20 protein-coding genes and 5 pseudogenes are annotated in these 24,243 nt (G+C 43.2%); 8 read left to right on the forward strand and 17 right to left on the reverse strand.

Annotated elements, in window-relative coordinates; translation table 11 throughout:
* Positions 1–692, forward strand: a 692-nt coding sequence (locus ABLU95_RS24970; protein ID WP_348880462.1) for a hypothetical protein, incomplete at its 5' end; no start/stop codon positions are given.
* 390 nt (positions 693–1,082) lie between these two features.
* On the opposite strand, the gene ABLU95_RS24975 is transcribed toward ABLU95_RS24970, so the two are convergent.
* The 5 genes and pseudogenes from ABLU95_RS24975 to ABLU95_RS24995 all read right to left on the reverse strand — a co-directional run bounded on the left by ABLU95_RS24975 (position 1,083) and on the right by ABLU95_RS24995 (position 7,170).
* Positions 1,083–1,700 (reverse strand): hypothetical protein, encoded by a 618-nt coding sequence (locus tag ABLU95_RS24975; RefSeq protein WP_114267506.1) that lies wholly within the window; start codon positions 1,698–1,700, stop codon positions 1,083–1,085.
* A 166-nt stretch (positions 1,701–1,866) separates the two neighbouring features.
* Positions 1,867–2,205 (reverse strand): annotated as a pseudogene (locus ABLU95_RS24980) (transposase); the annotation flags it as partial.
* Positions 2,206–2,877: 672 nt separating this feature from the next.
* A complete protein-coding gene (locus tag ABLU95_RS24985; RefSeq protein WP_335272419.1) occupies positions 2,878–3,036 on the reverse strand; it encodes a hypothetical protein in 159 nt (52 codons plus the stop codon).
* Positions 3,037–4,679: 1,643 nt separating this feature from the next.
* Positions 4,680–5,094, reverse strand: a pseudogene (locus ABLU95_RS24990) (transposase); the annotation flags it as partial.
* Between the two features lie 714 nt (positions 5,095–5,808).
* Positions 5,809–7,170: an FRG domain-containing protein gene (locus tag ABLU95_RS24995; RefSeq protein WP_114267507.1), complete on the reverse strand. Its 1,362-nt coding sequence runs from the start codon at positions 7,168–7,170 to the stop codon at positions 5,809–5,811.
* A 698-nt stretch (positions 7,171–7,868) separates the two neighbouring features.
* On the opposite strand from ABLU95_RS24995, the gene ABLU95_RS25000 reads away from it, so the two are divergent.
* The 3 genes and pseudogenes from ABLU95_RS25000 to ABLU95_RS25010 form a co-directional block, all read left to right on the forward strand.
* On the forward strand, positions 7,869–8,783 hold the full coding sequence (locus ABLU95_RS25000) for a hypothetical protein (RefSeq protein WP_335272418.1): 915 nt from the start codon (positions 7,869–7,871) through the stop codon (positions 8,781–8,783).
* A 459-nt stretch (positions 8,784–9,242) separates the two neighbouring features.
* Positions 9,243–10,448: pseudogene (locus ABLU95_RS25005) on the forward strand (IS3 family transposase).
* Positions 10,449–10,482: 34 nt separating this feature from the next.
* Positions 10,483–10,929 (forward strand): annotated as a pseudogene (locus tag ABLU95_RS25010) (integrase core domain-containing protein); the annotation flags it as partial.
* A 159-nt stretch (positions 10,930–11,088) separates the two neighbouring features.
* Here ABLU95_RS25010 and ABLU95_RS25015 read toward each other — a convergent pair.
* The 5 genes and pseudogenes from ABLU95_RS25015 to ABLU95_RS25035 all read right to left on the reverse strand — a co-directional run bounded on the left by ABLU95_RS25015 (position 11,089) and on the right by ABLU95_RS25035 (position 16,872).
* Entirely contained in the window at positions 11,089–12,342 is a 1,254-nt protein-coding gene (locus ABLU95_RS25015) for a type II restriction endonuclease (protein WP_114267509.1), read from the reverse strand.
* Between the two features lie 87 nt (positions 12,343–12,429).
* The gene (locus tag ABLU95_RS25020; protein WP_114267510.1) at positions 12,430–13,869 is read right to left on the reverse strand and encodes a DNA cytosine methyltransferase; all 1,440 of its coding nucleotides are present in this window, start codon (positions 13,867–13,869) and stop codon (positions 12,430–12,432) included.
* Positions 13,870–14,192: 323 nt separating this feature from the next.
* A pseudogene (gene dcm / locus ABLU95_RS25025) lies at positions 14,193–15,326 on the reverse strand (DNA (cytosine-5-)-methyltransferase); the annotation flags it as partial.
* Between the two features lie 133 nt (positions 15,327–15,459).
* Positions 15,460–15,894, reverse strand: a complete 435-nt coding sequence (locus ABLU95_RS25030) for a hypothetical protein (RefSeq protein ID WP_348880463.1) — start codon at positions 15,892–15,894, stop codon at positions 15,460–15,462.
* A gap of 534 nt (positions 15,895–16,428) precedes the next feature.
* A complete protein-coding gene (locus ABLU95_RS25035; protein ID WP_348880464.1) occupies positions 16,429–16,872 on the reverse strand; it encodes a hypothetical protein in 444 nt (147 codons plus the stop codon).
* A gap of 270 nt (positions 16,873–17,142) precedes the next feature.
* Between ABLU95_RS25035 and ABLU95_RS25040 the strand changes: the two genes are divergently transcribed.
* On the forward strand, positions 17,143–17,850 hold the full coding sequence (locus tag ABLU95_RS25040; protein ID WP_154975275.1) for an RES family NAD+ phosphorylase: 708 nt from the start codon (positions 17,143–17,145) through the stop codon (positions 17,848–17,850).
* Positions 17,851–17,887: 37 nt separating this feature from the next.
* On the opposite strand, the gene ABLU95_RS25045 is transcribed toward ABLU95_RS25040, so the two are convergent.
* On the reverse strand, positions 17,888–18,529 hold the full coding sequence (locus ABLU95_RS25045) for a DNA-binding protein (RefSeq protein WP_348880465.1): 642 nt from the start codon (positions 18,527–18,529) through the stop codon (positions 17,888–17,890).
* 143 nt (positions 18,530–18,672) lie between these two features.
* Here ABLU95_RS25045 and ABLU95_RS25050 point away from each other — a divergent pair, with 143 nt between their 5' ends.
* Entirely contained in the window at positions 18,673–19,032 is a 360-nt protein-coding gene (locus ABLU95_RS25050) for a hypothetical protein (RefSeq protein WP_009652398.1), read from the forward strand.
* A gap of 15 nt (positions 19,033–19,047) precedes the next feature.
* Here ABLU95_RS25050 and ABLU95_RS25055 read toward each other — a convergent pair whose 3' ends face one another.
* A complete protein-coding gene (locus ABLU95_RS25055) occupies positions 19,048–19,626 on the reverse strand; it encodes a DNA-binding protein (RefSeq protein WP_348880466.1) in 579 nt (192 codons plus the stop codon).
* 124 nt (positions 19,627–19,750) lie between these two features.
* Here ABLU95_RS25055 and ABLU95_RS25060 point away from each other — a divergent pair, with 124 nt between their 5' ends.
* Complete coding sequence (locus ABLU95_RS25060) at positions 19,751–20,059, forward strand: hypothetical protein (RefSeq protein WP_042927299.1); 309 nt, start codon at positions 19,751–19,753, stop codon at positions 20,057–20,059.
* Here the strand turns inward: ABLU95_RS25060 and ABLU95_RS25065 are convergent.
* The 5 genes from ABLU95_RS25065 to ABLU95_RS25085 form a co-directional block, all read right to left on the reverse strand.
* Complete coding sequence (locus ABLU95_RS25065; protein ID WP_348880467.1) at positions 20,056–20,634, reverse strand: HNH endonuclease; 579 nt, start codon at positions 20,632–20,634, stop codon at positions 20,056–20,058. The two genes, ABLU95_RS25060 and ABLU95_RS25065, sit on opposite strands and share 4 nt — an antisense overlap.
* 51 nt (positions 20,635–20,685) lie before the next feature.
* Positions 20,686–21,231: a hypothetical protein gene (locus ABLU95_RS25070; protein WP_348880468.1), complete on the reverse strand. Its 546-nt coding sequence runs from the start codon at positions 21,229–21,231 to the stop codon at positions 20,686–20,688.
* Positions 21,228–21,632: a hypothetical protein gene (locus ABLU95_RS25075; protein WP_348880469.1), complete on the reverse strand. Its 405-nt coding sequence runs from the start codon at positions 21,630–21,632 to the stop codon at positions 21,228–21,230. Before ABLU95_RS25075 ends, ABLU95_RS25070 begins: the two co-directional genes overlap by 4 nt.
* Before the next feature lie 251 nt (positions 21,633–21,883).
* Positions 21,884–22,174 carry a hypothetical protein gene (locus ABLU95_RS25080; RefSeq protein WP_348880470.1) on the reverse strand — a complete coding sequence of 97 codons (291 nt, stop codon included), beginning with the start codon at positions 22,172–22,174 and terminating at the stop codon, positions 21,884–21,886.
* Between the two features lie 10 nt (positions 22,175–22,184).
* Positions 22,185–22,883: a hypothetical protein gene (locus ABLU95_RS25085; RefSeq protein WP_348880471.1), complete on the reverse strand. Its 699-nt coding sequence runs from the start codon at positions 22,881–22,883 to the stop codon at positions 22,185–22,187.
* A gap of 925 nt (positions 22,884–23,808) precedes the next feature.
* On the opposite strand from ABLU95_RS25085, the gene ABLU95_RS25090 reads away from it, so the two are divergent.
* Positions 23,809–24,228, forward strand: coding sequence for a hypothetical protein (locus ABLU95_RS25090; protein ID WP_348880472.1), 420 nt, complete (start codon positions 23,809–23,811; stop codon positions 24,226–24,228).
* The last annotated feature ends 15 nt before the right edge of the window (positions 24,229–24,243 follow it).

Below are 24,243 nucleotides of genomic sequence, written 5' to 3' on the forward strand. Positions count from 1 at the left end.
AAGCAGTAGAAGCAGTAGAAGCAGTAGAAGCAGTAGAAGCAGTAGAAGCAGTAGATGAAGCGGATGAAGCGGATGAAGCGGATGAAGCGGATGAAGCGGATGAAGCGGATAAAGCGGATGAAGCGGATGAAGCGGATGAAGCAAAAAAACTTGATGCACACGCTCGTGAAATTATCGCAGATTCTTATGCATTTCAATTCATGCTTTTAGAATTACAGGAATGTTTTTTTCCCGATTCAGAATATGAAGGCGTTGATGCTGGCACGCTGAGCAGTATAAATCTCGGTATATGCATATATGTCGTGGCTTCATTTTTTTGGGCGTTGAGTTTTAAACGCCCTATGATGAATGATAGTCAAAATGCTAATTACCCATCACATGCTTTTAGATTGGCGAGCATTGAGTCTGCATGCCTTGAGCACAAGATATGTATGAGAGATAATACACTAACACGTTCAGGACTGGAAATGGGTATGAAGAGCTATATTAAAAAACTAACATGCGCCTCTAATAATAACGAGTTTATCGAGTGGCGTCTTACGATGAATATACCTGCCAATCAAGAACACTATGAGAAGATTTGCGCCATTACCGGAGACTGGTCTAATTTAATGTTTGGTGTGCGCGACGAAGACTTAGTTGAAAAATTAAAGCTAAAAGTTCATGATTTTGGATTAAATAAAAATTCTTAGACTCGATATATATCAATATATGCTAAGGCCTTAATTTGAATATTGCATAGCTATCATTATCAACTCTGTATTTAAACGTCCGCTTCTGGCACACTGCGGACATGACTGACTGAACTGAAGGTCCGTTGCGAGCGAGGAGCAGTCATTCAATGATTTTTATCAGTAGACCTGATGGGCATTCCACTCGTCGCAAGTAATTTCTCAAGGGTACTAATCTAGCGGGCCGCTCATAAAATTGGAAAAAATGTGACGAAAATCGGGCACGAACAGCAATTCTTTCCTCGGCCTAGTATTAGTAAAGAATTACGGAAACTACTCAAACTGTCTTTGACAGTATGCCGCCCTTCGACTTGGGGATACATCACCTCAAGGTCTGTTACGGAGCTGTCCTTATCCTTGCGTTCCTATGATGGCGATGCCCTGAGGTATCTGGAGATCATCAAACTTAGCCGATGTAATGTTGCGATCTCCAATGGTACATCGGAACAACTCCAAGAAGAACCGATATGAAGTAAGGTTGCACGAGTCGTTTAACATTGGGCTAAGTTCCCCAGCAATCCTCATTGCGGAAGCGCAGCGCATTCCTGACTTCGTATAGTTGAAAATGAACGAAGCCGGAGTGATATTCAGCATTTTTTCGCACTGACCCACCAGTTCTCTGTGACCATGTGCTGTCATCGCAATACCCTCATCAATTCTCTTTGACTGAATCAAAGCTCCCTTTGAATAGGTGAGTGAAGGTGTGTCAATTGTGACATGGATCAGCATGTCTGCACCGGCCTTCTTCTCTTGTGCCGCGACACCCTTACGATGCCTGAGAATGGATGAAGACCATGTGATACCACCAATATTTCTGTCAAAAGCTGCGTCCAACCGGCCGATAAGTGCCCCAGTGATGTCGTCTTCATCCGTGACTAACCCGGACGAATACTTCTGCATTACAGCACTGACTGCTCGGTTTGCAGCGGATGCTGCTTCTTGGAAGGCGTTTTCAAAGCGACTTTTCATTATTTTTCATTACTCCAGCTATATGCTGTACTGAGCGTATTTAAAGCACTATAAATGCTGCTAAGTGTAGTTTCTCCTAGGAAGCGAAGCCAGCAGGAGTGTAAGTATTCCATCCAGGAGAACCATACGCTTTATAATAAGCGGACCTATCCGGCTTGTCAGCTTAAATGGCTTTTATCTTGTGGGAATAACGTAGCATCAGGTCTAATGCCAGCGCAGCATCCTGCAGATCATCCTTCGCACCGCCGGGCCAGAAAGCCTGTAGGTAGCGGGCCAGTGAAAACACGTGTACTGGAAAAACAGTGACAAATGGGTACTTCTGTAGGGCATACACAACCGGGCCTTTCTTCAGCTCAACGGCAATAGCAATCCTGCCTTACGCCCTCTGGTGTAACTCATTGAGCCAGATATCAAGTGCCTCAGGCCTATGTTCAATCACATGGAATATGCGATCACCGTTTTTAAACCTAACGCAGACATCGTGTTTTTTATCCGCCCAGTCCAGACCAACATGAACAGCAAACTGATCTTCGCAGTCATCACCAACTCTTTTTTATCGGGGATTGGTATGCATTCCACGCTCTTCGAAAGAAATATAGTCAGCAGTTTTTCTGCATGCCCTGAGTATTCGTTAGTGAACGTGGAGCACTGACTGGCTCGAAAGCAAAGCGGCAATCATCAAATCACATGATTCTGGCACAATATTCGTAACCAATAAGCGCATACCCTGAATCACTTAAAAGTGTAACTCTCAGAGTGTGAATGACTATATCCTGGCACATAGCGGACATTTGAACTTTGTCCTGTCCCAGACATCTGAACTTAGCTTTGACAAGTATTGGGAGTGGGCTCACCTGACGTTGGCAGGACCGCCTCATCAAAGTGAAGCGGCTCTGTGGTATCAGTACACCCCATGCCGCAAACGCCTTTGCCGAAGAGTTCATAGCTGATTACAACCGCCGGTTTGCGAAGCCGCCCCCAAGATTTCGACGTTCACTGCCCGCTTGAGAATGATAAAAATCAGGCAGCAACATTCACCCAGTGTGAACAATGTAAGGTTTCAAAAACCCGACATCACAGTATGATAAAAAGCTCTATCTCTCTGAAGATAATCGAGAAAACCGACGTTGACTCGCGAAAATATATCTTCATGTTCACATATTTGCTGCACTAATGATTATCCATAAAACCAACCAGCTAAACCAACGATGATGCCCGTAAGGAAGCAGAAGATTGCAGTTTTACGCATCAACACGCCGTAAAAAGCAAGCGAAAGCCCAACAAATAACACCATGAAAACTGGCCACATGCTGAATAATAAGAATAAATTACTCATTAAATCTCCGAGAAACGTCATATCTACTACAAAACCATTACTGTAATTTCTATTGATGACATGCTTAATCGTAAGACATCGTACAATCATCTTTAAACATAAGACGTCACATTACCACAGTCAAAATTGTAATGTTAGTGATAGAGCAATCAGATGGTCTGCAATATATTACAATACTCAGGTGGGTCAGTTAGTTACCATATTCAATGGAGTATATTTCGGATATATTGAAACGAATTAGATACTTTATCTTAATACGGCTTCCTCAATCATACCTGTTCGTTATAAGTCAGAATTGTAAAGTCATTTATCCGTTACACTTGTTAAATCCAGAATGTTATCTATACTAGTTAGTGACTTTGCTCTGCCATAACAAAGTCCACTGTTCTACCCGTGAGCTCAAGGATGAGCCACTTCCTTTAATATCTGATATTCCTTTTCTCTCAAAGCATTAGAAAAATACCCAACAAGATAATTAAACTACTATATTGGCTGACCATGCAGCATACCGTTATTTTGTCGGATTTACTCCACGTGGTTTTTATTATCGATATTGCTGGGTAAAAAAAACAAAGAAGCAAGCCCTTAAGCGGAATACTTCGTAGGTATCCTGAAGTGTGACACCGAAGAGTTAACATACCCTTCGAGCATAAGAAGAGCGTGCCATGGGTAACTCTATTCAAAGGTGAGTTCATCAAGCCTTAGTGGCTTTTTTTTAAAAGTCTTATTGCAGTCGATAATGAGTATTCGCCCCTCTCACAATGAGCAAAAAATAGGTGAGAATTTGTAAGGATCACTATTTTCACTGGTATCTCCCTTAACCCCGTAAAGAGTATGCTCGATCATGCGATCTCTAACGAGATTGATATACCCCCCTCCTTTTCACCATATAAGGCATAATGAAAATGCTTATCTTTAATGTCTTATGAAAGCGTCGAAATCCCTCTGTCAAAGTCACTGATAAAAACTTTACCTCTGTCCTCAGATATAGGGAGTTCTAATGTTAGTCTATTGCGCGATGCTGGCGAAGACATGTTTTCATAACACATTCTAATCATAATATAACCACTCATTTAAAGGTGAAATATAAGTATAATAATACCTATAATAAACCGGTAAAATAACCTATCCGGCTAGTGATTTATGATAAGCCATCCAGCGGTATTTATCCAACCGCTATCGTCGCAAGTACTAAGTGGTTTCAATATCAGGCTGCAAGTCTTTGTTAATGTTCTTCCAGGCATTACTTACCTCGGATGGCGGGCTAGTCAAATTCTGATGTTGTGCTGGCAGCATCAACGGCTCGCTGGAGCAGCTGTATTGCACCATCGTCAAGCTTGTACATGGTACGTTTTGGAGACTGGACGTATTTCATCACGTCGAGGGTTATGATTCGGTAGCTGAACTTACCCTCTTCTGAAGTGGCAGCGGCCGGCTTGAAAGCTTTCCTGATTATATTGACTGGTAAGCATGAGAATTCCAGACAGAGCTCAACGAAATATCATTGGGCGCCCGGAGGATGGCTATGGCGATACAAGCTACGTTTACGACCCCCGCATAGAGGGATTCATCAAAAATATTTTATGATGTAAACATTCAAAATGTCGTAAGTGTACAGCGAAAACCTTATCGAGTAGGACAAGTTATTGAATTGGCGATGCTACGCACAGTGGGAGCAGTCCACTCACCCGATGGACTGGCATATAGCGTCAAGCACATGATGAAGGTTGTTTTCTGGATCTAAGCCGTTAAGTTTACACATAACGTTCTGACTGTACAGAAGCGCTCCTCGCTCATTGGCTTCGGCTCAGCCATATTACGTCAGTGCCAGCAACTGGTTCAGGGCATAAGTTAATATCTTCGCCAGTTCCGATTGTAACGACAGCGATTTCATCTTTACACGCAACCTGATTTCAAGATCTTTCAGCTGTGGTTTAGCTTATTGATTACGTTCAACAAGGCGTTGCTCAGCCGGCATTTATCTATCTTCGCTTCACCGGTATACAGCTTGCCGATACACTTCAGGGCCTCCTCCGTCAGCATCGTAGAAGTCCGGACAGCGCTCCTCTGCAGGTATCAGTCGCTTTTCCTCACGGGAGAGCAATTCCGGGAATGTAATACGTGGTTGGGGGTCTGCTGCAGCTGGTGATTCACGGCAAGGGCATTCAACGACCGATAAGAGTGTCGATTTCTTTTTTGCTGCCGACTCAGATAGACTTCCGCCTATTCGATATGGCGGGATATCTTTACTGAACAGCTGCCAAAATTCACCTAGCGGAACTTATCCAGTTGCACCTGCTGATGGTCAGTTTTACTTTCCCGGTTGTTTAGCCTTTGTTGCAGGTAATTACCTATTGAGCACCTTACTCCTCGCGCGTTGTTGGGAACGTAACATGATGAGGATGTGGAGTATCCCAATTTCTCCATAAACCCAGCCCAAACATCCCGGCAAGAAATCACAAAGAAGCCTGAACCAGGACGAGATGCTGGAAGCCCTGCAGCAACTCCAGACCAAGAACCTGGAAGCCTTCGGCGAAAGCTGAATCTTAACCTACAAGCGGACATCTTAATTTAGCCACAAAGCGGATCTTTAAAAACCGCCAAGACATGACAGGGGTTGTAACAGCTAAGAAGATGGAACCACATCAGGAATTGATCTCGCACAATGAGAGGTAAAGCATCAATGCGCGAAGTTACTTATATGATTTTGAGTGTTCGCGCTCTAAGTTACAGTTTTTTAAACAATAACATTCAAAGAGGAGTTATCAATCGTTATTTATTTGACATATCATATTTTTTTGCGATTTCACCAGCCGCTTTTTCAATGCCTGGATAAACTGTACTTTCGGTAATACCAAAGCGTGCAAGCTCTTTCATTAAACCGCTTTTGTTTTGTATGCATAGTTTTTGTATTCTTATCTCACTGAAACCAGTTTCAGGAAGAACAGCATCTTCACCAAAAATTAAGAATGCGCCCGACTGAGAGTTAATTCTTGGGTTTGTCATCCTTCCCTTAACAACAAGTAGACGTCGTAAATCAGAAGGTTCAATGACATCTTTGAAATATGACTTTTCATCCTTTATTAGATGTAAAAGTTGCATGCAAGCATCAGTTTTATTGAACTTATGCTTGTTGAGGGTGAAATCTAATTGTTTTTTTAAATGTTCAGGTAAACGAGAAAGATTTGCAATACAACTGACCGTATCAGAGTCAAAGAACTTAATTTGATTTTTTTTAGTGGTAATAATTATTACATTACCATCGACTTCATTTCCATTCTCTATCTTTTTACTGGAACATGCGAAGTAGAGTGCAATAAGTGGATTTGTAGTCACATCTAATAAACGTGTTGGAAGGCCGTAGTGTTGCATTCTAACAAGTTTATCGAGCATATATCTATCGTTAGTGAATTCATAGGGTTGAACGGTTAACAGTTCTGTAATCATTTCTGATTCATGTTGCCTGTAACGAAAGATCCCCTCTGAACTTTTACGGTACAACGATGGTTCCAATTCATAACGATGATCGGAATGACCACGGTAAAATACCTCTTCATCCTCATCAAATGCATGCTTCAAAATAATATCAAGGTATTCTTTTACATCAGAAATTGTGGTGTCTTTATTTTTGTTTTTTTTGGGTGGATTGGTTTTTTTAGATTTAAATAGTGGGGGGCGTTTTTTTACACCAAGTAATTCCAAAGCTTCATCAATATCAAGTTTTTTTATTGACCAGTGCGTTCGATGTAGACCAAAACCACCTAGGGAAAGATCATTAGAATAATCATTATCATTATTCAACTTGCATTTCCCGAGGTTTTCATGAATTATAAACTCGAATTCAATAACTATATCCCTCCTTGACTTCCCAACCTTTAAATTACTGATCCCCCCAATTCTTATCTCTGAAAACTCAGCCTTTGTAAAATCATCACATGACTCTTTTTCCGGCTCCGTCATAAATAAAACAGGTAGTGACGAAAGATACCTAAGAGAGTTATCAGTAAGAGGCAATAATTTATTTCTAATATCTTCTGGTGTTGATTCAAGTAAACGTGAAACCGGAAAACTTTCATTGCCGCTTTCTTGTTTGATGAAATCATACATATCTCCAGCGACTATTAGATTAAACATGAATAAATCCTTTCAACTAAAGCTAATGAAACACACTTTTATACTAAAAAAATACATAAATATCAATGATAGCCAAGTATAGCGTTGCCACGTGGCTTTCTTTGCCTTTCTTCCCGGATTTGACTTTATAGGCTGTTCATCTAACATTGCAAATAATCATGCAATACTTTGTTTTTATTAGTAATTTTAGTCTAAAGATGATTTTTATTGGTATCTTTTTTTAGTTCTATATGTAGTCTCACGATGTCGCTAGCCAGCGACTACCGGCAAAGCTTACAGGGTGGTATTCATCCAGCCTAACTGGGTTTCCACGACAAACCGATCTAGCTAGGTGGGAGTTATCCGCTAGCTTCCAGCCCTCTCCCTTGTCATATCGTTATACCCTAACCCACTGACCCAATTGAGAGATTGATAAATTGAGTAGTTCTTCCTCCGAAATTTATCAATCTCACACAGTGCTGTCAGCCGCATAGCCGCGCCGCAGATAGATTTTCATATTACGCCATTCGCTAGGTTGCCAACCGCTAGGCGAAGCTACCGAAGTATCTGCTTAAGCTTAAAATGACGCTGTTGCTGGCGTCCGGCTTTTCTGATTAGTTATTTTTTAGGCCTGAATCCTACAATTCAATGGATTGATGCTTGCCCGAGAACAAATTAAGGCATAAATTTGTTAGATCAAGAAATCTTCCGGAGCGAATATGAAATATTTTAGTGACATAGAAAGAGGTCCGGCTCAACGGATAAGTAACGAAGTGACGACGAAAGTCTGGGCTGGGCTTGTTTCATACATTAATATTTTGACTAATAATGGTTACTTCGGTAAGGACTTTCCTGAAGAATGTCCTGATGGGCAGGGGTGTGTTGGCACTGGGGTCAAAGATCTAAAAGCCGCATTACTGGCTGAAATCCCAAACCTTGACTGGCCATTGGTAACAGAAATTGAAACAAAGGAATCATTATCATGGGCCAGAGAGATGGTACCTTTTGTTCCAAATTATCTGGATGTAATGGATTTAATTCAGTTTTGCTATAAACATGTAGCCATACCTGTTAAAGGGGACTATCACAGCTATTTTGGGCATTACCACTTTCACGATTTTCAAATTGAAGCTGGTAGAGAAGAATTTAGGGAAAAAATAAACACAATATTTGCCAGAAACAGCCTTGCTTACGAACTCCTTGTATCAGGTGATATCATCCGAATGTTAAGTCCGGAACTGAAGCAAATGATGGAAAGCATTAGCATTCCTGAAGAAAAAGAGTTACGCAGTATTCTCAAGCGCGCGAATGAAAAAATAATAAACTATGATGTCACAATTCGTTATGATGGACTTAAAGAGATTTGGGATTTTTGGGAGCGTCTGAAAAGCATATCTTATCCAGCTGACAAAAAAGAGTCTACTAAGAGATTACTAGATGCGGCTGCTCAGGCATCGGAATTCAGATCGATTTTAGAAATTGAAGCAAAAGAACTTACAGATATTGGAAATAATTATTTTATTCGCCATACCGAAATGAAACAGATCAAAATTCAAGAAAGTAATCATATAGAATATCTATATCAGCGCATGTTCAGCTTGATATATCTTTTACTAAAAACATTGCCACATTGACATTTTTTGTTCTTGAGCTACAATCTCCGTGTTGCATATTTTGAAGCCCCACGGTTCGGGAAATTTAATATCCCTATCTTGCTGTTGATCTTACCGCTGGCGTATGTTCTGAGGTTTTAGGAGGATATCCTCTTACTTTATGCTAATAAGTTAACGATCTGAACCAGTTGAATAATGCCTCCTTTCATGAGGGGCTGAGTACTTCAGGCCCTCTGATTTCCGCTTTGAGGCATATCGGCACCAGCTGAAGTCAATTGTGGCTCAGTGGCCCGGCGTAGCCAGTTGCAGTTTTGATAGTTTCTGTCTCCCCCCACCCTTCATTTGTAGCTAAACGTATGTGGTAATTAGCTAACACAACTGAAGCAAAGTGATGTAGTCCCCTGAAATACCAGACAGGAGCTGTATCTTAAGATAAGAGATAGGCTTGAATATACGTCTAACACTAACGCCAATTTTGAGATGACCGGCAGCCTGTTAGGGCAAGAAGCCCGTAAACGTAAGACTCCTCAGGAGGAAATCGCTATTATCCAGCAGACGATAGAGCCAGGTATGAATGTCTCCCACGTCGCTGGTCCGCACGGTATTCAGCCCAGCCTGCTGTTCAAATGGAAGAAGCAGTATCAGGGACGCAGCATCACCGCCGTTGCTGCCGGAGAAGAATCGAGCCTGCCTCTGAGCTCACAGTAGCGCTGAAGCGGGTTCGGGAGCTCCAACGCCTTCTGGGCAAGAAGACGATTGAAGTTGAGCTCCTGAAAGAAGCGGTGGAGCACGGCCAGTCGCGAAAATGGATAGCGCACGCACCCTTGTTGCCAAAGGAAGGGGAATAGCACTGGTCTACCGCGCCATGAGCGTGTCGCGTGCGCAGCTGTCACTGCGCATTAACCGTTCTGCCGACTGGCAGGATAGGCACCGTCACCTACCTAATGAAGAAGCAGACGCCGAAATACTGTTGGATATCCTAAACATCATCAGCGACATGCTCAGCTACGGCTATCGGCGTGTATGGGGCTTCCTCCGTAAGCACCGTCGCGCGGAAGGGGTGTCGCTGGTAAATGCCAAACGGCTTTACAGGATAATGTTTGAGCATAACCTTTTGTTATTGAATGAAAAAAAAGAGCAGCTGAAGCGTGAGAACAAAGGCAAAATCGCGGTAGCAGAAAGCGATATGCGCTGGTGTTCAGACGGCTTTGAGTTCGGCTGCAACAACGGCGAAAAACTGGGGGTAACGTTCGCGCTGGACTGCTGCGACCGTGAGGCCATTGACTGGGCAGCAAGCACGGGAGGCTACTACAGTTCGACGATGCAGGATGTGATGACGAAGTCGGTGGAAAAGCACTTCGCCGACAGGTTGCCGGACACACCAGTGCAGTTGCTGACGAATAACGTTTCAGCTTATACCGCGCATGAAACGTGGAGGTTCTCCAGAGAGCTGAATCTGGAACCCTGCACAACGGCAGTGAGCGGCTCGCAGCGCAAAGGCATGGCCGAACGGTTCGTAAAACGATGAAGGAAGACTAAATCGAGTTCATGCCAAAACCGGATGTGAGACTAGCACTGCAAAACCTTGCAGCACCGTTCACGCATGACAATGAAAACCATCCGCACAGCGCGCTGGGATATCACTCTCCGAGAGAGTTCCGGCGACAGCGGGCATCGTTAACTTAAGAAAAAAAACTGTCCGGAGATACCGGTTCAAGATCACGGACGACGTTTCCGGGCGCTGACTGTAGTGGATAATTTTAGTCGGGAGTGTGTAACGATCCATGCCGGAAAGTCGCTGAAAGGTGAGGATGAGGTCGGTGTGATGGAAAGATTGGGTGCTGGGCAAACGCCTGCCGGTACGTATTCAGACAGATAACGGCAGCGAGTTTATTTCGAAAAGTCTGGATAAATAGGCGTATGAGCACGGTGTCACAATGGACTTCTCCCGCCCCGGAATACCAACGGATAACCCCTTATTGAATCATTTAATGACAGTCTGCGGGATAAATGCCTGAACATTCACTGGTTTCTCTCGCTGGAAGATGCGCAGGACGAACTCGACAACTGGCGCAGGGAATATAATCATGAGAGAACGAATTCATCATTAAATGACATGACTCCGGCTGAATTCATCCGAAGTCTCCGGAAAGACGAAGATCTCTGATTTAGCACTGCACTGAATTTGGGCCAGGGTCAAGGTGAATAGCTCCTTTGGTTCAAGACGGTATCGAATTTGGGCAGAGGTCACAAAGAACAAATGCCTATTCCTAGTAATATATTATTTGGAGATTATCACTTAAGGTAATTGAGTCCATAGATGAAATTACACTTTTTGTTCACAATATGTAGTTTCTTTGACGACGGTAATAAACTCCGATAGTGGTATTAAGAAATTTTGACTGTTAGGGGAATAAAGCGCCAGCACTGGAGATGGAATAACTAACTGTAATTGATGATATCTCATTTCCTCTAATTGGTTGATGCTTATTAAAGATTGTAACGTGATCAGATGTTTTTTTGGAATACGAGCCGCCTCTGCTAAAACTTGGCGCCAGCGGTCTTTGCATGAAGTTTTAGCAGCGAGAATGAGTAGTTTATCTTGCTGATATCCTTGATTATGGTAGGCAGCAAATGATGGAAATAAAAAATCAGGTTTTGAATTATTCTCAGTGACATTACAGCGACTGCCTTTTTCAAAAGACAGACCATGTTCCATAAAAATAGTTTCGAGGTGATTCTCAAATGCAAAACCCACACGACTTTTACGACGATTGTGAACACTCAAAGAATATTTAATAAAGGCTTCAACATCATCTTTCTCGTCTTCAAATCCAGTCTGAAGTTGCTGTCTGATAATATGCCTCTCCATTACACGAAAAAGCATCTCTTCTTCTTCCAGCCAAGCCATTAGAGTTTCATCGGGTGCACCAACAGAATGGCGACCGACTCGCTCACGGGCTAATTCTGAAAAAACTTTGGATGTAGGAAAACCATCCGGATATCGAGAAAGTAACCACTCCAAAGTTACATCTTGGGGATCTAGTACCGGCTCGAAGATAATCCCAATTTCTTCAAGGAGTATTCTTATAGGTAGCAACAACATTTTATCAGACAACTCGGCACCATGGAAATGATGATCAGTAATATTGCTTGAAGAAAGTCCAAATAATGACCGTAACTGCCATTCGACTTGACTATCTTTGGGTGCAAAACAGATTACCAACTCGTTGTTATGCCGAAGGGCAGTTAGTAGAAAATCGCCTTCACCAATTCGGTCCGTAACTTCATTACTTGGATAATAAAGTCGATATTCAGGGGCACGGTCCGCCTTCCCAGCTCTTGCATCATACCATGTTACTGTAGTATTTATCAGATGACTGTCATCATCAGATAACCAAACCATCAAACATGGAATCTGTAGCTTTTCTCCAGATGAAACACTGCCTATTGCTTTTCCAAAACCTACTCTAACCAACCCCCCTATCTCATGCTGGTTCGATCTGGAGGGTACAGCATCAACCGCACTAAGCGATTTTCCTGCTGCAAAAATAAAATGCTCGCTGAGTCTGCTATCCATTGTGTTCACCAATACTTCGTTGATTCCTTCTAAATTGAAGGGATCCAATGTATAAAAAAGCGCTACAGAGCGCTTTTTTTTAAAAAATCAACTTGCTTTGCTTAGTTTCTTTGACTTTCGGATTTCGACAGCGCGAGCGATTCTTGAATCTAATAAACGTGCTACTGCAGCAAAAACTGGTACAATGACTGAGTTTCCAAACTGTCGATATGCTTGCGTATCAGATACAGGGATCCGAAAGGTTTCTTTTCCAGGCTTCTCAAATCCCATTAGTCGAGCACATTCTCTAGGGGTCAACCTACGTGGACGACGAGCCATGTTCTCGGGATCATTAAATTCCTTTTCACCAACACTCATATCCCATCCGCGGTCAATTAAAATTTCTGATCCATCTTTGTGATACCTAGCACTGAGAGTCCTACAACACGTTGTTTTATCTATAGTATTTACAAGACCAAAGCCAAACCCGTTTCCCTTTTCTTTATGTTTTTTAGCATACTTATAAAGATAATCCCAAAGTTTCGGCGTTAAAATGTACTTGTCATTAACTTCCGTATCGAGCAAATCTTTAAGTGCAGGCCGCCGTTCTGGAAATTCTTTAGCTATGTCCCTAAGAGTGAAACCTTCTGCGAGTTTTAAATCACGCCTAAATCCCACTAATACAATACGTTCGCGATGTTGGGGAAGAAAATGTTTTCCATCAATAATTTTGGGGTCATCAGCCCCCATAGAATCAGCATCTGCGACGTCATATCCTAGTTCATTTAAAGTATCCATGATGACACGAAAAGTTTTACCTTTATCGTGACTCTTCAGGTTTTTCACATTCTCCAAGACAAAAACAGCAGGCTTTTTTGCCATGATAATGCGTGCAACATCAAAAAAGAGAGTTCCCTGCGTATCGCATTCAAACCCGTGCTTACGTCCTAATGAATTCTTTTTACTGACACCTGCAAGGCTAAAGGGTTGGCAAGGAAATCCGGCCAGCAGGACATCATGATCAGGAATACTATTATCAATATGGGTGTAAGCTTGTTCCTCAGTAATATCTTCCTGATTACTAAGAGTCACATCTCGAATATCTGAGTTAAAAATATGATCATTTTCATCACAGTACCAATTAGCTTTATAAGTTCTGATGGCATAGTCATTCCACTCGCTGGTGAATACACATTTTCCGCCAATGTCTTCAAAACCGCTACGTATCCCGCCTATACCAGCAAAAAGATCAATAAAACGAAAACGACTATGGTCGTAATGTGCAGGCGGCGAAGGTAACAGGCTCTTAAGCATCTTAATTTCAACCTCAACCAATCGCTTATTAGTTAGCTTGCCATTCACCCACCGATTGATTGTTTCACGCGTCCAGTCACTACCACTCACCGCTCGTAGTACTTCCGCCACAACCTTTTGATCATAGATCTCCAGAACTTTTTTCAAAAGACACAATTCTTCTTCTTGTTTACACTTTTCAGCGTCCCGAGATTGTGCAATAAGTTCATTAATAACCGGTTGTAACTCTTTCATACTTACTCCATCTGGGTTGAATGTGTGATATAAAATCACAGATGTAACCCTAACACAACAGGCTGTGTATGTATACAGTATATAAAACTAAAAACTTAGTCATAAAAGGATATGGATTTAGTTGGCCACTACACGTGTTACTGATGACGACGTTATGGAGTGGTAAACAATTTAGAGTAAGTGGCAGGTTTGACACAAAAGCTCAAGGAGGCTATAGATAAGAAGATGTCATTTTTATACAAAAAATGGACATTTTATGTTTATGAAAAATTACTGTTAAAAGAACAAGTTGCAAGTTGACTTTTTCTCTTATCTACAGGTACTTTATGGTATCTTGCTGATATTGTTCGAGAAATAGCGTTATCATTATCAGGTTTAACCAGGCCAAATCCGAATCCATTTCCTTTTTGCTGGTGTTTTTTTGCGTACTGATAGAGATAGTCCCACAGCTTTGGTGTTAGTGTATATTTGTCTTCTACTTCACTATCAAGAAGCTCTCTGAACAGGACCTTTCTTTCCGGGAACAGAGAAGAAATATCACCAAGACTAAATCCCTGGCTTAAATTCAGGTCACGTCTGAACCCCACCAGAACAATACGCTCCCGGTGTTGCGGGATGAAATGTTTACCATCTATAACTTTTGGATCATCGGCACCTGTTGCTTCAGCGTCGGCAACGTCGTAACCGAGTTCATTCAGGGTATCCATAATGACGCGGAATGTTTTGCCTTTGTCGTGGCTCTTGAGGTTCTTGACGTTTTCAAGGACAAAGATGGCTGGCTTTTTCGCCATGATAATGCGGGCGACATCAAAAAATAGCGTTCCCTGAGTATCGCACTCAAAACCATGTTTGCGGCCCAGAGAGTTTTTCTTACTGACACCGGCAAGGCTGAAAGGCTGGCATGGAAACCCAGCTAACAGGACATCATGATCGGGTATCGATTTGTCGATATTGGCGTAGGCGGATTCTTCGCTGACATCATCTTTATGACTGAGCGTGACATCCCGGATGTCCGAATTAAAAATATGCTCATCGGGGTCACAGTACCAGTTCGCCTTATAAGTCTTGACTGAATAGCTGTTCCATTCACTGGTGAAAACACACTTGCCGCCAATGGCCTCAAATCCATGACGGATGCCGCCGATACCGGCGAAGAGATCTATGAAGCGAAAAGCATAATCGGGGTGGTTAGCAGGCGGCTGAGGGAGCATCTTTTCGAGCAGAGACGCTTCGGTTACGGTGAGCGAACGAGGTCCACATTTACCATTAATCCAGCGATTTAGCGTTTCCCTGGTCCAGTCTGAATTACCCAGCTTACGGAGAAGCTCTGCAACGAACTTCTGATCATAAATTTCCAAGACTTTACCTATCAGTGTCAGGTCCCGTTGCTGTTGCTTGGCCTCTTCATTTCTTGCTTCTTCTACCAGCTCTTCTGCAAGGGATTCAAATTCAGACATTCTTACCTCCAAAGGTTATATGAGTGATAGTCTATCACTCATATAACCCAGGGGGAATGATATCTGTGTTTTTAACCAGTACAAAGAGCTCTGCCGAGCCAGGACTCCCATTGTTTGTCCTTTCTTATAGGACTCACGGTTGGTTATATTCTGAACGGTGACTCTCTATAATCTGATGAAGGGTCTCATGAACATGGTCATCAATGGTGATTTGGTGGCCCTCAATATACTCTGGAGCTTCCTTTAGCCCTTTGTATACGATTTTGTCCATGCCAAACTGATCTGCCGTGATATCGACAACAAAAAGCATTCCATGTACGTTGGCAACAACCCAATAATGCCCCTTCATACCGGCGGGAGTAAGAATTCCACCATCATCAACACCATCTCCACCGGCGATGCGTGTCCTGACACCTGAAAATTTCTCCAGGAGCATGGAAACCAGAATCGAACCATACATACAGGTTCCTGTGGTATCAGAAGTATTGAGGCTACTGGAGATTAGATTTTCAAAAATACGCCGAGACATCTCCACGACTTCACGCGGAGGCGAGAATTGTTGCGTCACTTTCCCCCCTCCCTACTGTCAGCTCAATGAACCTATACGTTCTCATTCGTCCTGTCTTGAATGTGTTTAGCTATCAGAGCTATTTCGGAACTTCGGTCATTCAGTAGACCACTCAGGTCATCCCATATTCCAACTGGAATTGGTCTGTCACCAGAAAGCCACTGACGGATGCGCCTGCCGTCTGACAGGCCAAGGGCTCTGGCGAGTTCCGTTTGCCAGCGCTCACCAAACAACAACTGACCTGCACTGATGAGTAATGCCCTACTATCGTCTTTCTCATTGGTTGATTTCATCTCTGCGGGTGAGCTCCAATCCTGCGTATTGCCGAAATACTTTCGTCAACGCCAAAAAGGGCTTCAGCTGGTGGTTTCTTGCCTGAGAGCTGGCAGGCGGTGAAGGCTGCATAATATGCGTTAGCTCGCTCCCGGTGAAGAGCCTGGAGAGCGACTACAACCAGAGCACGGTCGTCACCTGTTAAATCTTCAAGTTTCATACAAGCCTCATAAGTTATGGGTCAGTAGGAGCTGAGAATGGTTAATCCTGATTAATACCGTACGCTGTAAAGTCCCGAGCGTTTCCTGTCACAGCAGACAGAAGGCGGAGGATGTTCTCTTCTCCGATGACAGCGAGCGCGGTCGGCATCAATCCGAACTCATCGTTTGTCAGACCAATTGCCATTTTATGCTCGCTGTGTCGACTAGCCGACTCGATACGGTCTATAAAGACGTCAATGCAACCATCGATACCGCGTGCTGCGGCAGCTTTGGTCATATCACAGGCATGGTCCCCGTTCAGTACGAAAAAGACACGGCCATCCAGAACCAGAGCGGTTGTATCGCAGCCATACCCGGCAGATGAACTGTTATAGCTGATATGAAAGCGCTCAAATCCGCGAGTCATATTGGGCGCTGGGGTATTGATCACAGGTATAACATCTGAGGTAAAACCCAGCTCAGCTAATTGAGGGATAGTTGACATAAACGCCTCCTGAGGCAGTTATTGGGCGGCTCGGTAGCCTTCCCTTTCAATATTCATTGTACCTTAAATTAGGTACAATGCAAGCTACTATTTATACTCTAAATTCATCTGGAAGATAAACCATATTTATATGAAACATATGGTTTTTTTGGGATATAATATAAGCGAGACCGCAGGTCTTATTCGTCCTTGAATGACGATACTTCAGGGACATTTTATAAATGAGAATGGAGAAAGCCTATGGCCTAATCTGTTGTAAGGAGGTGTTTTATGGATAAATGGATTTTTGAAGAAGATAAAGTGACGCAGGGAATTGTAGCGTTACAAAAGGTAGGACGTATTCCGACAGTGACAATCAATCCGGCTCCGGCTGTTTTGAAACGTCACCAGAAGAAGCGTTATGCAAGTGCAGTACAGTTCAGTGCGCCAGCGCTTAAAGATTGTGGACGCTACAACCCACCTGGTGGTTCGATTGCCGTGTGGTACGCAGCAGACTCATCATTAACGGCAGCGGCGGAAGCATACGGACGTTTACTTCATTTGGGTGGTCCTGTTAACTACCCAGAGAAAGTCTTACATCAGCATTATATGTGCTCGATAGATGTCAACAGAACGGTAAAAGTGATCGATATTGTTGGTTTATGCCAGCTGCTTCACATTCCACCTGACAGCGTTGAAAACGAAAACTATACCTTCACACAATGGCTTATGTCGTATTTGCATACGCATTTTGGAAGTGATTTTGATGGGATCTCTTATTCTGGAAGGCACTATCGCTACAAGCGTTGTTATGCTTTCTGGGAAATGCCTGGTAAGCCACCAGCTTTCACTGATACTCCCGGGGGGATGGTACCTTATGCATCTTTCAGGGAGACAGATACAGGGATTTTTCCTGTAGGTTGGCATGGCACGTTCATGACCGGCGAAGAGATGTTTGAGGAATTACTAAACTTCAGAATTATGCCCGAACCGAAGTAATTAAAAAGGGGCGCGGTATGCCCCTTTTCTCTTAATCTCAGCTGGCAACATGGCTGCCGAATAGTCGTGCGGCCCGAACGGCCAGAGCCAGTTCATCTTCAGTTGCGCCATCAGTCAGGATCTGGACGGGTGTTTTGGTTTGCTCATCGCTGACCGCAATCGGTGCTTTGAAAACCTCCAGCCGCAACACCGGATGGGTATCTTCATCGAATGCGTCCATGATGTCTTTAAATCCAGGTCTCAGACCTTTATCAGTAAACTGGAAGACCGGAAACATAAAGTCACCGTTTTGCTTAAAGGCCAGAAGCTGATTCTTCTTCACCCGGATGTTCACTGCCTGTCGGGTAATCCCCAGTATGTCAGCCACATCATTGACTTTAAGGGTGCCGCCCATTTCCTGAAGGCTTCTGTAAAAAGCTTCCAGATTTTCACGACGGCGATGAACCTTACGCATTTCATACTCAGATGCGCGCGTTTTCTGCTGCATTTGCACAGAGTATAGCAACTGCATCAATGAGCCATCATCCAGTGTGATCGCTTCCATGGCCTGAGATTTGTCCTCAAACTCAGGCATCAGAGACAGTGCAATATTGTTTATTCTTTTCAGTAAATTAAGCTGAAAATCTGTCAGGTTACCAGTAGTGTCTGGTAGTTTTTCCGCTGTGGTGTTTTTGTACATAAGCCACCTCCATTTGACGATTATTATATATCCGTTTCGCGGAATGGTCAAACATAGGGACTAGCATCAGGAATTAGCCAGGTTCCAACTATCACGGAATGTCCGTATGATCGGTGTGATGAGAATAAACAGGATAAGCCGTTATGTTTAAAAGCCTTGCCGAGTATCTGCAGTCTCAACGAGACAGGGAGGAAGCACAGAAACGTAAACTAAACCTGTTAAAGCGTACCGTAAGGAATGGTGAGGCGGGAGAAATAATCGCAGGACTGATTGACCTCGGTTCAGTTGGTGTGGATTTTAAAAAAACGACGACCGATTACATCTATGAGTACTTTGCATCCGCCCGTTCTATTGATGTGTTAGTGGTCATGCTATTTCTCAATATGAAGCATCCCCTCTCCGATGGAGCAATAAAAAAAGCCTATGCAAGGCAAACCGACTGCGAAGATTCGAGGTCTGCTTATATAGGCCTGATAGTGGACACTATGGATAAACGCCGGTAACCCCACAATCCTCCGCTAACTGGCGTCTCCTTTTTTCCTTAGAAAGGTCATACTGACCTCGTCACGCAAAACAGAAACGGTCTTAAGTGCTGCCTCAAGTCTCGATGCAGCCAGATCAAGCTCGTTCCCGTACCAGGTCAAGGCCTCAATATCCATGCCTTTTGTTTCAATGGTCGGAGGTAGCTCAAGCAGTTCGGGTTTTTTCTGCTTTAACGAGAACAAATTCATTTCATCAATAGTATTGAACTCAGCAACGATGCTTTCTTCATAGTCCGGTCGCTGAGACTGTACCACCAGCCTGAAGGGAGGTTCGTTAGAATACATGAAAATGGGTTGCTGACGTGTAAAAATCCATTTTGCCTGGGCGTCGTGGGCTAGGACACAAGCCTCTTCGTAAGTTCCTGCATTTCCAAGCACCGATGAGCGGTCCCACGCTCCACCGTTGAGACACCTGACCGTAATTGAGCCGTCTGGTTTAGTGATCCCATAAGGATGATCCCACCATTCATCCAACTGTTTTTTGCTTCGTTCACTGTTAGGGGTGTCATCAAAATTGGCCGGAAGTTTTGGGTCAAGTGGTATCTGAGATGGCATACGTTTATCCGTTTTCACCATGTTGAGGCATAAAGCCGGACAGACGCGATACGATTACTGGTAGGTGCATCATGCCCGATAATGCCTAGACTTAAAAAATCATATATAACAGGGAACGGGAACAATGCAAAAAAAATTGCTGATAATGTTGGTCTGTGCCACAGGCATTCTTTCAGGCTGTAAGGAGGAAGGTATCACCCCAACCGGCGAAGCATGTATGGGCACCGATAATGACAGTCTGGTAGAAGGTCTGGAGGGAAAATGCCAGAAAGGCGATATCATTGCGACAAAACACCCGGCATATTTTTGTGATTTCAAAAGCGAGATTGCTTTAAATAATTACAACAGTGCGATATGTATTTATACCGGTAAGCAAGCTGATGAACGGATTAAAGAAGCCGACAGCAGCTCAAGAAAAGACAGCAAACCTTAACGCTGGTAAGCCTCCCTGTGCTCCAGAAAGTATGAAAGCTGGGGTTCCAGGGCTGCTGTGGCATCATAGACCTCAAACCAGAACACAACCGGTCTCTCTATGACCGTCACTAGCCCAAATCGTTGGGCGGTGCGGAAATTGACAGAATAGGCTTGAGCGCGTTCGGGCTGGTGGGCAATCTGTTTTCTGAATCCTTCAATCGTATACGTCGATTTAAACAGGTTACAGTGAGAGCATGAGGGATACAGGTTGTCGAGCTCATGCCGCTCCGGGTGAAATACACGTCCGTTAGAACGGACAAAATGAGAAACCCGACTCCCCTGAGGGGCCCGGACTATGTCAAAATCACGACGTACGGGCTCAACATGATCAGCATGCCAACCAGTCTCTTTCAGCTCACATGCGCAATACGCACAACGGCCTGCAAATTTAAGCCTAAGTTCAGCTCGCTGTGATTTTGTGATCTTAGTTTTAGGTTTGGTGGCTTTACCTGGCAAATCATCTTTATCTACGATGTTTTTGTGGGAGGGCAGCTCAACCAACTCCCCGCCCCTTTTGATTACTCTTTCAGCCATGACTACTCCAGAAAGTAACTTTTGGAATTACAGTTTTTACTTACAGTAGCTTCAGTCTTTCGTTCCGCTAAAGCTTTTAAGATTAACGACAACATCCGCTTTTTGTTCTGGCTTAATGCCAAATTCATTTAGCATTCTCATTCTCAGATCCCATCTCTCATCATGACACCAGTGTTTTATGTTATTAACACTAGCTTCGCCGTCGTTAATGAGATTCTCAAGTGGGACATCATTAGTTCCAGTAAAAAAATCAACATTATCGCGGCCATTATATTTTTCGATATATTCCAGTAATTGCCTGTCAAGTATGCCAGCCCAGGTTTTAGGGAGCATTAGATAGCGATAAAAACAAATAACAACAATAACCCCCACCCCCCATGAAATTAGTGCAATTAAACCTGACCGTGTCAGACAAAATAAAAATAAAGATAATAGCATCGGAGCGACAACTGTAGCAGCCCATAAAGGAGGGGGAGTATTATCCTCTATACGTAAACATGTAAATATAATCCACCAAAGCTTTTTCATTTTAAGCTTAGTCAGTTTCTTTAAATCACCTTCTGCATTCATACTGCCCCTTCTAATTTTTGGAATCATCTTTCTTTTCCTTCGTATAATTCCCATTGCCGGATGTATTCGTCATACTGAAGCTTAGGGACATTAATGATAACGCCACCGCAGTCTTGTTTATTAACTGGTTCGGAAAAGGTTCCTGTAGGTATGTTCACCTCCAGAAGTTTACAGTCTTTTTTCCAGTGTCTCCCTGCTTCAAGCTCATCCATCGTAAATGATCTACTGGTAAAAATGACAGCCGTGACGATCGCAGCCAAAGCTATCATAACGCCAAAAGCCAAGATATAATCTATATTCATTCGCAGAGAAATTTTTTTAGGGAGAATGAATTTAGTCAGCGTGCACAAAAACCCGATAACAATAAGGAATAAGCATACACCATTAAGCCAGGCGATATTATTCCCTTCAAGATAGTAAGCTGTCATTGCCTGTCTCCTTGCAGTACTTCTATTGCATTGTTCAAAACTTTGTCGTTTGAACAAATATATGTTGGTTTGTGCGCCAACCCATCCTTCCTGATTGGTCCTGAATTCATAACTTTATCGTGATTTTCGAGTACCATTAAATTTATCCGGTAGGTATTGAGTATGGAGCGAATTGTCTTCCCATAATTCGATAGAAAGAGGGTAATCAGCTATCGACAAATGAAGGCCTGCATACTCACTCTGTAAGTTACCTATTCACTGAATATTTCCTTGATTAACTCTGCTATGGTTATACTCTTATTGCCATTCATAACATGGTCATAATCAGCTGCGTTTACATTTTCAACGACATCACCGCACTGAAGCCGATTTTGCTCGGAAGAAAAAAAACCATTATCAATATTTTTTTCTACCAACCGGCAGTCGTTTACCCAATGGCGGGCTTGTTTTTCTGGTATATCTTCATGGCCTGGATAAAACAGCAAGCTATATCCACCTAAAACAACTAAAGGCACAACGCCTAATTTAAAAATATTGCTCATAACATAACCTTCAATCAATTAATTTAAATGTTACAACCCAAACGAGTGGGTTTGATGCCCAACTGTCCCCCCCATAAATCTGGTTCCATAAACTTTGATAAGATCGGCGATACAGCTCATTCATTTCAACATAGTGGTCCATCTCTTCAGACCAGAACTGAAAGAATGAGTCAGGGGTATCATAATTTCGGGCGACAACGGTTTGATCCCATACTTCAGTCAATATTCCTTCTTCATACGCATCCTCATGACTGATATCAGCAAGCTTCTCTAACCGGGAACCGGATATTTCAAGCAGGTACCGGCTTGCCCATCGAGGCATACCAACTGGCGTTGCCCAGGCCAAATCCCCCTGAGTTGTCCGTGCTTTAGCTGGGAACATTTTGTGCTTCGTTTCTGCGGTGATCTCACGGTATTCCTTATCAGCGCGGTACTGTACCCCCGTCTGAACCAGGAAGGGAGATTCAAGCGTTCTTTGCCATTCCGATCTGGCCGCTTCCCTTACCCAGATCCTGTCGCCGGTTTGCCCATATGGACATTTTAATACCGGATGTATTGCCCCGGGGTTCTTTCCTGCGTCCATACTTTCTGAGAAATAACGCCCCCCTTTGACTGGTCGTCTGAATTGCGTTTTGTTGCCGCTCTGAAGACACACAATCTCTTCGGGTGAAAATGTCAGTGGACGGATTTTTGGTTTTGAAAATAACATTCAGATACCCTTAGTCATTGAGGTTTGATGATAGTTATGCTCGCCGTCTCCATACGTTGAAATAGACATACCCTATTCCATTAAGAAAAGGTGCGTAAACCAGCTGGTACTCAAGATAAATATCTCTGCGAAACCTGATACTGACATAAAACTGAACAACAGAAAGAATGCCAAGCGCCAGATGATGCGAGAAAAGGGAAAAAACCAGAAACCTGATGTTCTTTTGATGCTGTTGAAGGGTAAAAAGACGTAGTGCAATTCCCATGGTCACCAGTACCAGAAAAATGGGTTGAGAGTGCGGGAATACCACAATTTGGCAACAGGAAATAATTGTGAAGTACCCAGCTACCAGAATATTGAATCTTCGCGTTATGGTAGTAGTAGACATACTCTCCTCAGTGCGCAAAGTGTACGAATTTTTAAGACGCTACCGCCCTTCCCTTTAACCTTGCAGGGCACTGGCCTTAAATGCTGGATTTAATCTAACATAACGAATTTTGAGATTTTCCCGCCACGAGACTCATTCTTGCAGTTGAGCGTTTTTTTTAACGTTCAAAGATGGATTTTTCTCTGAATGCCTCTTGATACATAACCTCATCAATTAGCTGATCAAGAATTCTGTTAGTAATGAAACTGTCATTAGGGCTGTGAATCAGCCTTCCTCTTCTGCGAAGCCGCTTTCTTCTTGCTGTGTATACATTTTTCTCATTACCAAACCTGAATGCAGGTGTCATTTTGACTTCTCCGTATGGATTAGTCTTTTGACAATAGCAATTTAGATAGCTCCTGGAAGACCCTATTTTTCTGTCGCATTTTTTTTCGCCATGGCTTTTTTTCGTCCTGTTATTCAGAAATTTTCGATCCTGATTTTGATATAACTGGATTATTGGCATCAGGCCTATTCATACGGAAAAGGGAACCTTTGATGAGCTCAAAAAACGTGGTTATTAGTGCGAAACATCCGGTTGCCGGAAACCTGTACTTGGAAATGATCCCGGATAGCGAGGTCGGGTTTTCAGATATCTATCAGATAACAGATAGTCTTTTTCGTGCTGACGTACTGCCCTCTGACTGGCGAGAACAAAAACGACAGTGGGTTAAGGAATTTCTGGGCCAAGGCTCATGGGATGTGTACTACATCAAACAGCATGTGAACCGGATTAACTGGTTTGACAATGGCGACATTAAAAGAATCGTGGTCAAGCACAGACTGTCCATTAAAGAGCTTATTGACTGGGTGGCCGACCCTTGGCGTTGGAAAGATATTACCGTTGATGTGGATGATACCAGTGGTTCCAGACCTATGGCCGTCACCATAGATAGCGCTACTGATACACCTCTGTAAGCCAACGAACCAGAG

Origin of the sequence: Klebsiella sp. GG_Kp146 (genome assembly GCF_040061975.1) — a bacterium.
GTDB classification, from domain to species: domain Bacteria; phylum Pseudomonadota; class Gammaproteobacteria; order Enterobacterales; family Enterobacteriaceae; genus Klebsiella; species Klebsiella quasipneumoniae.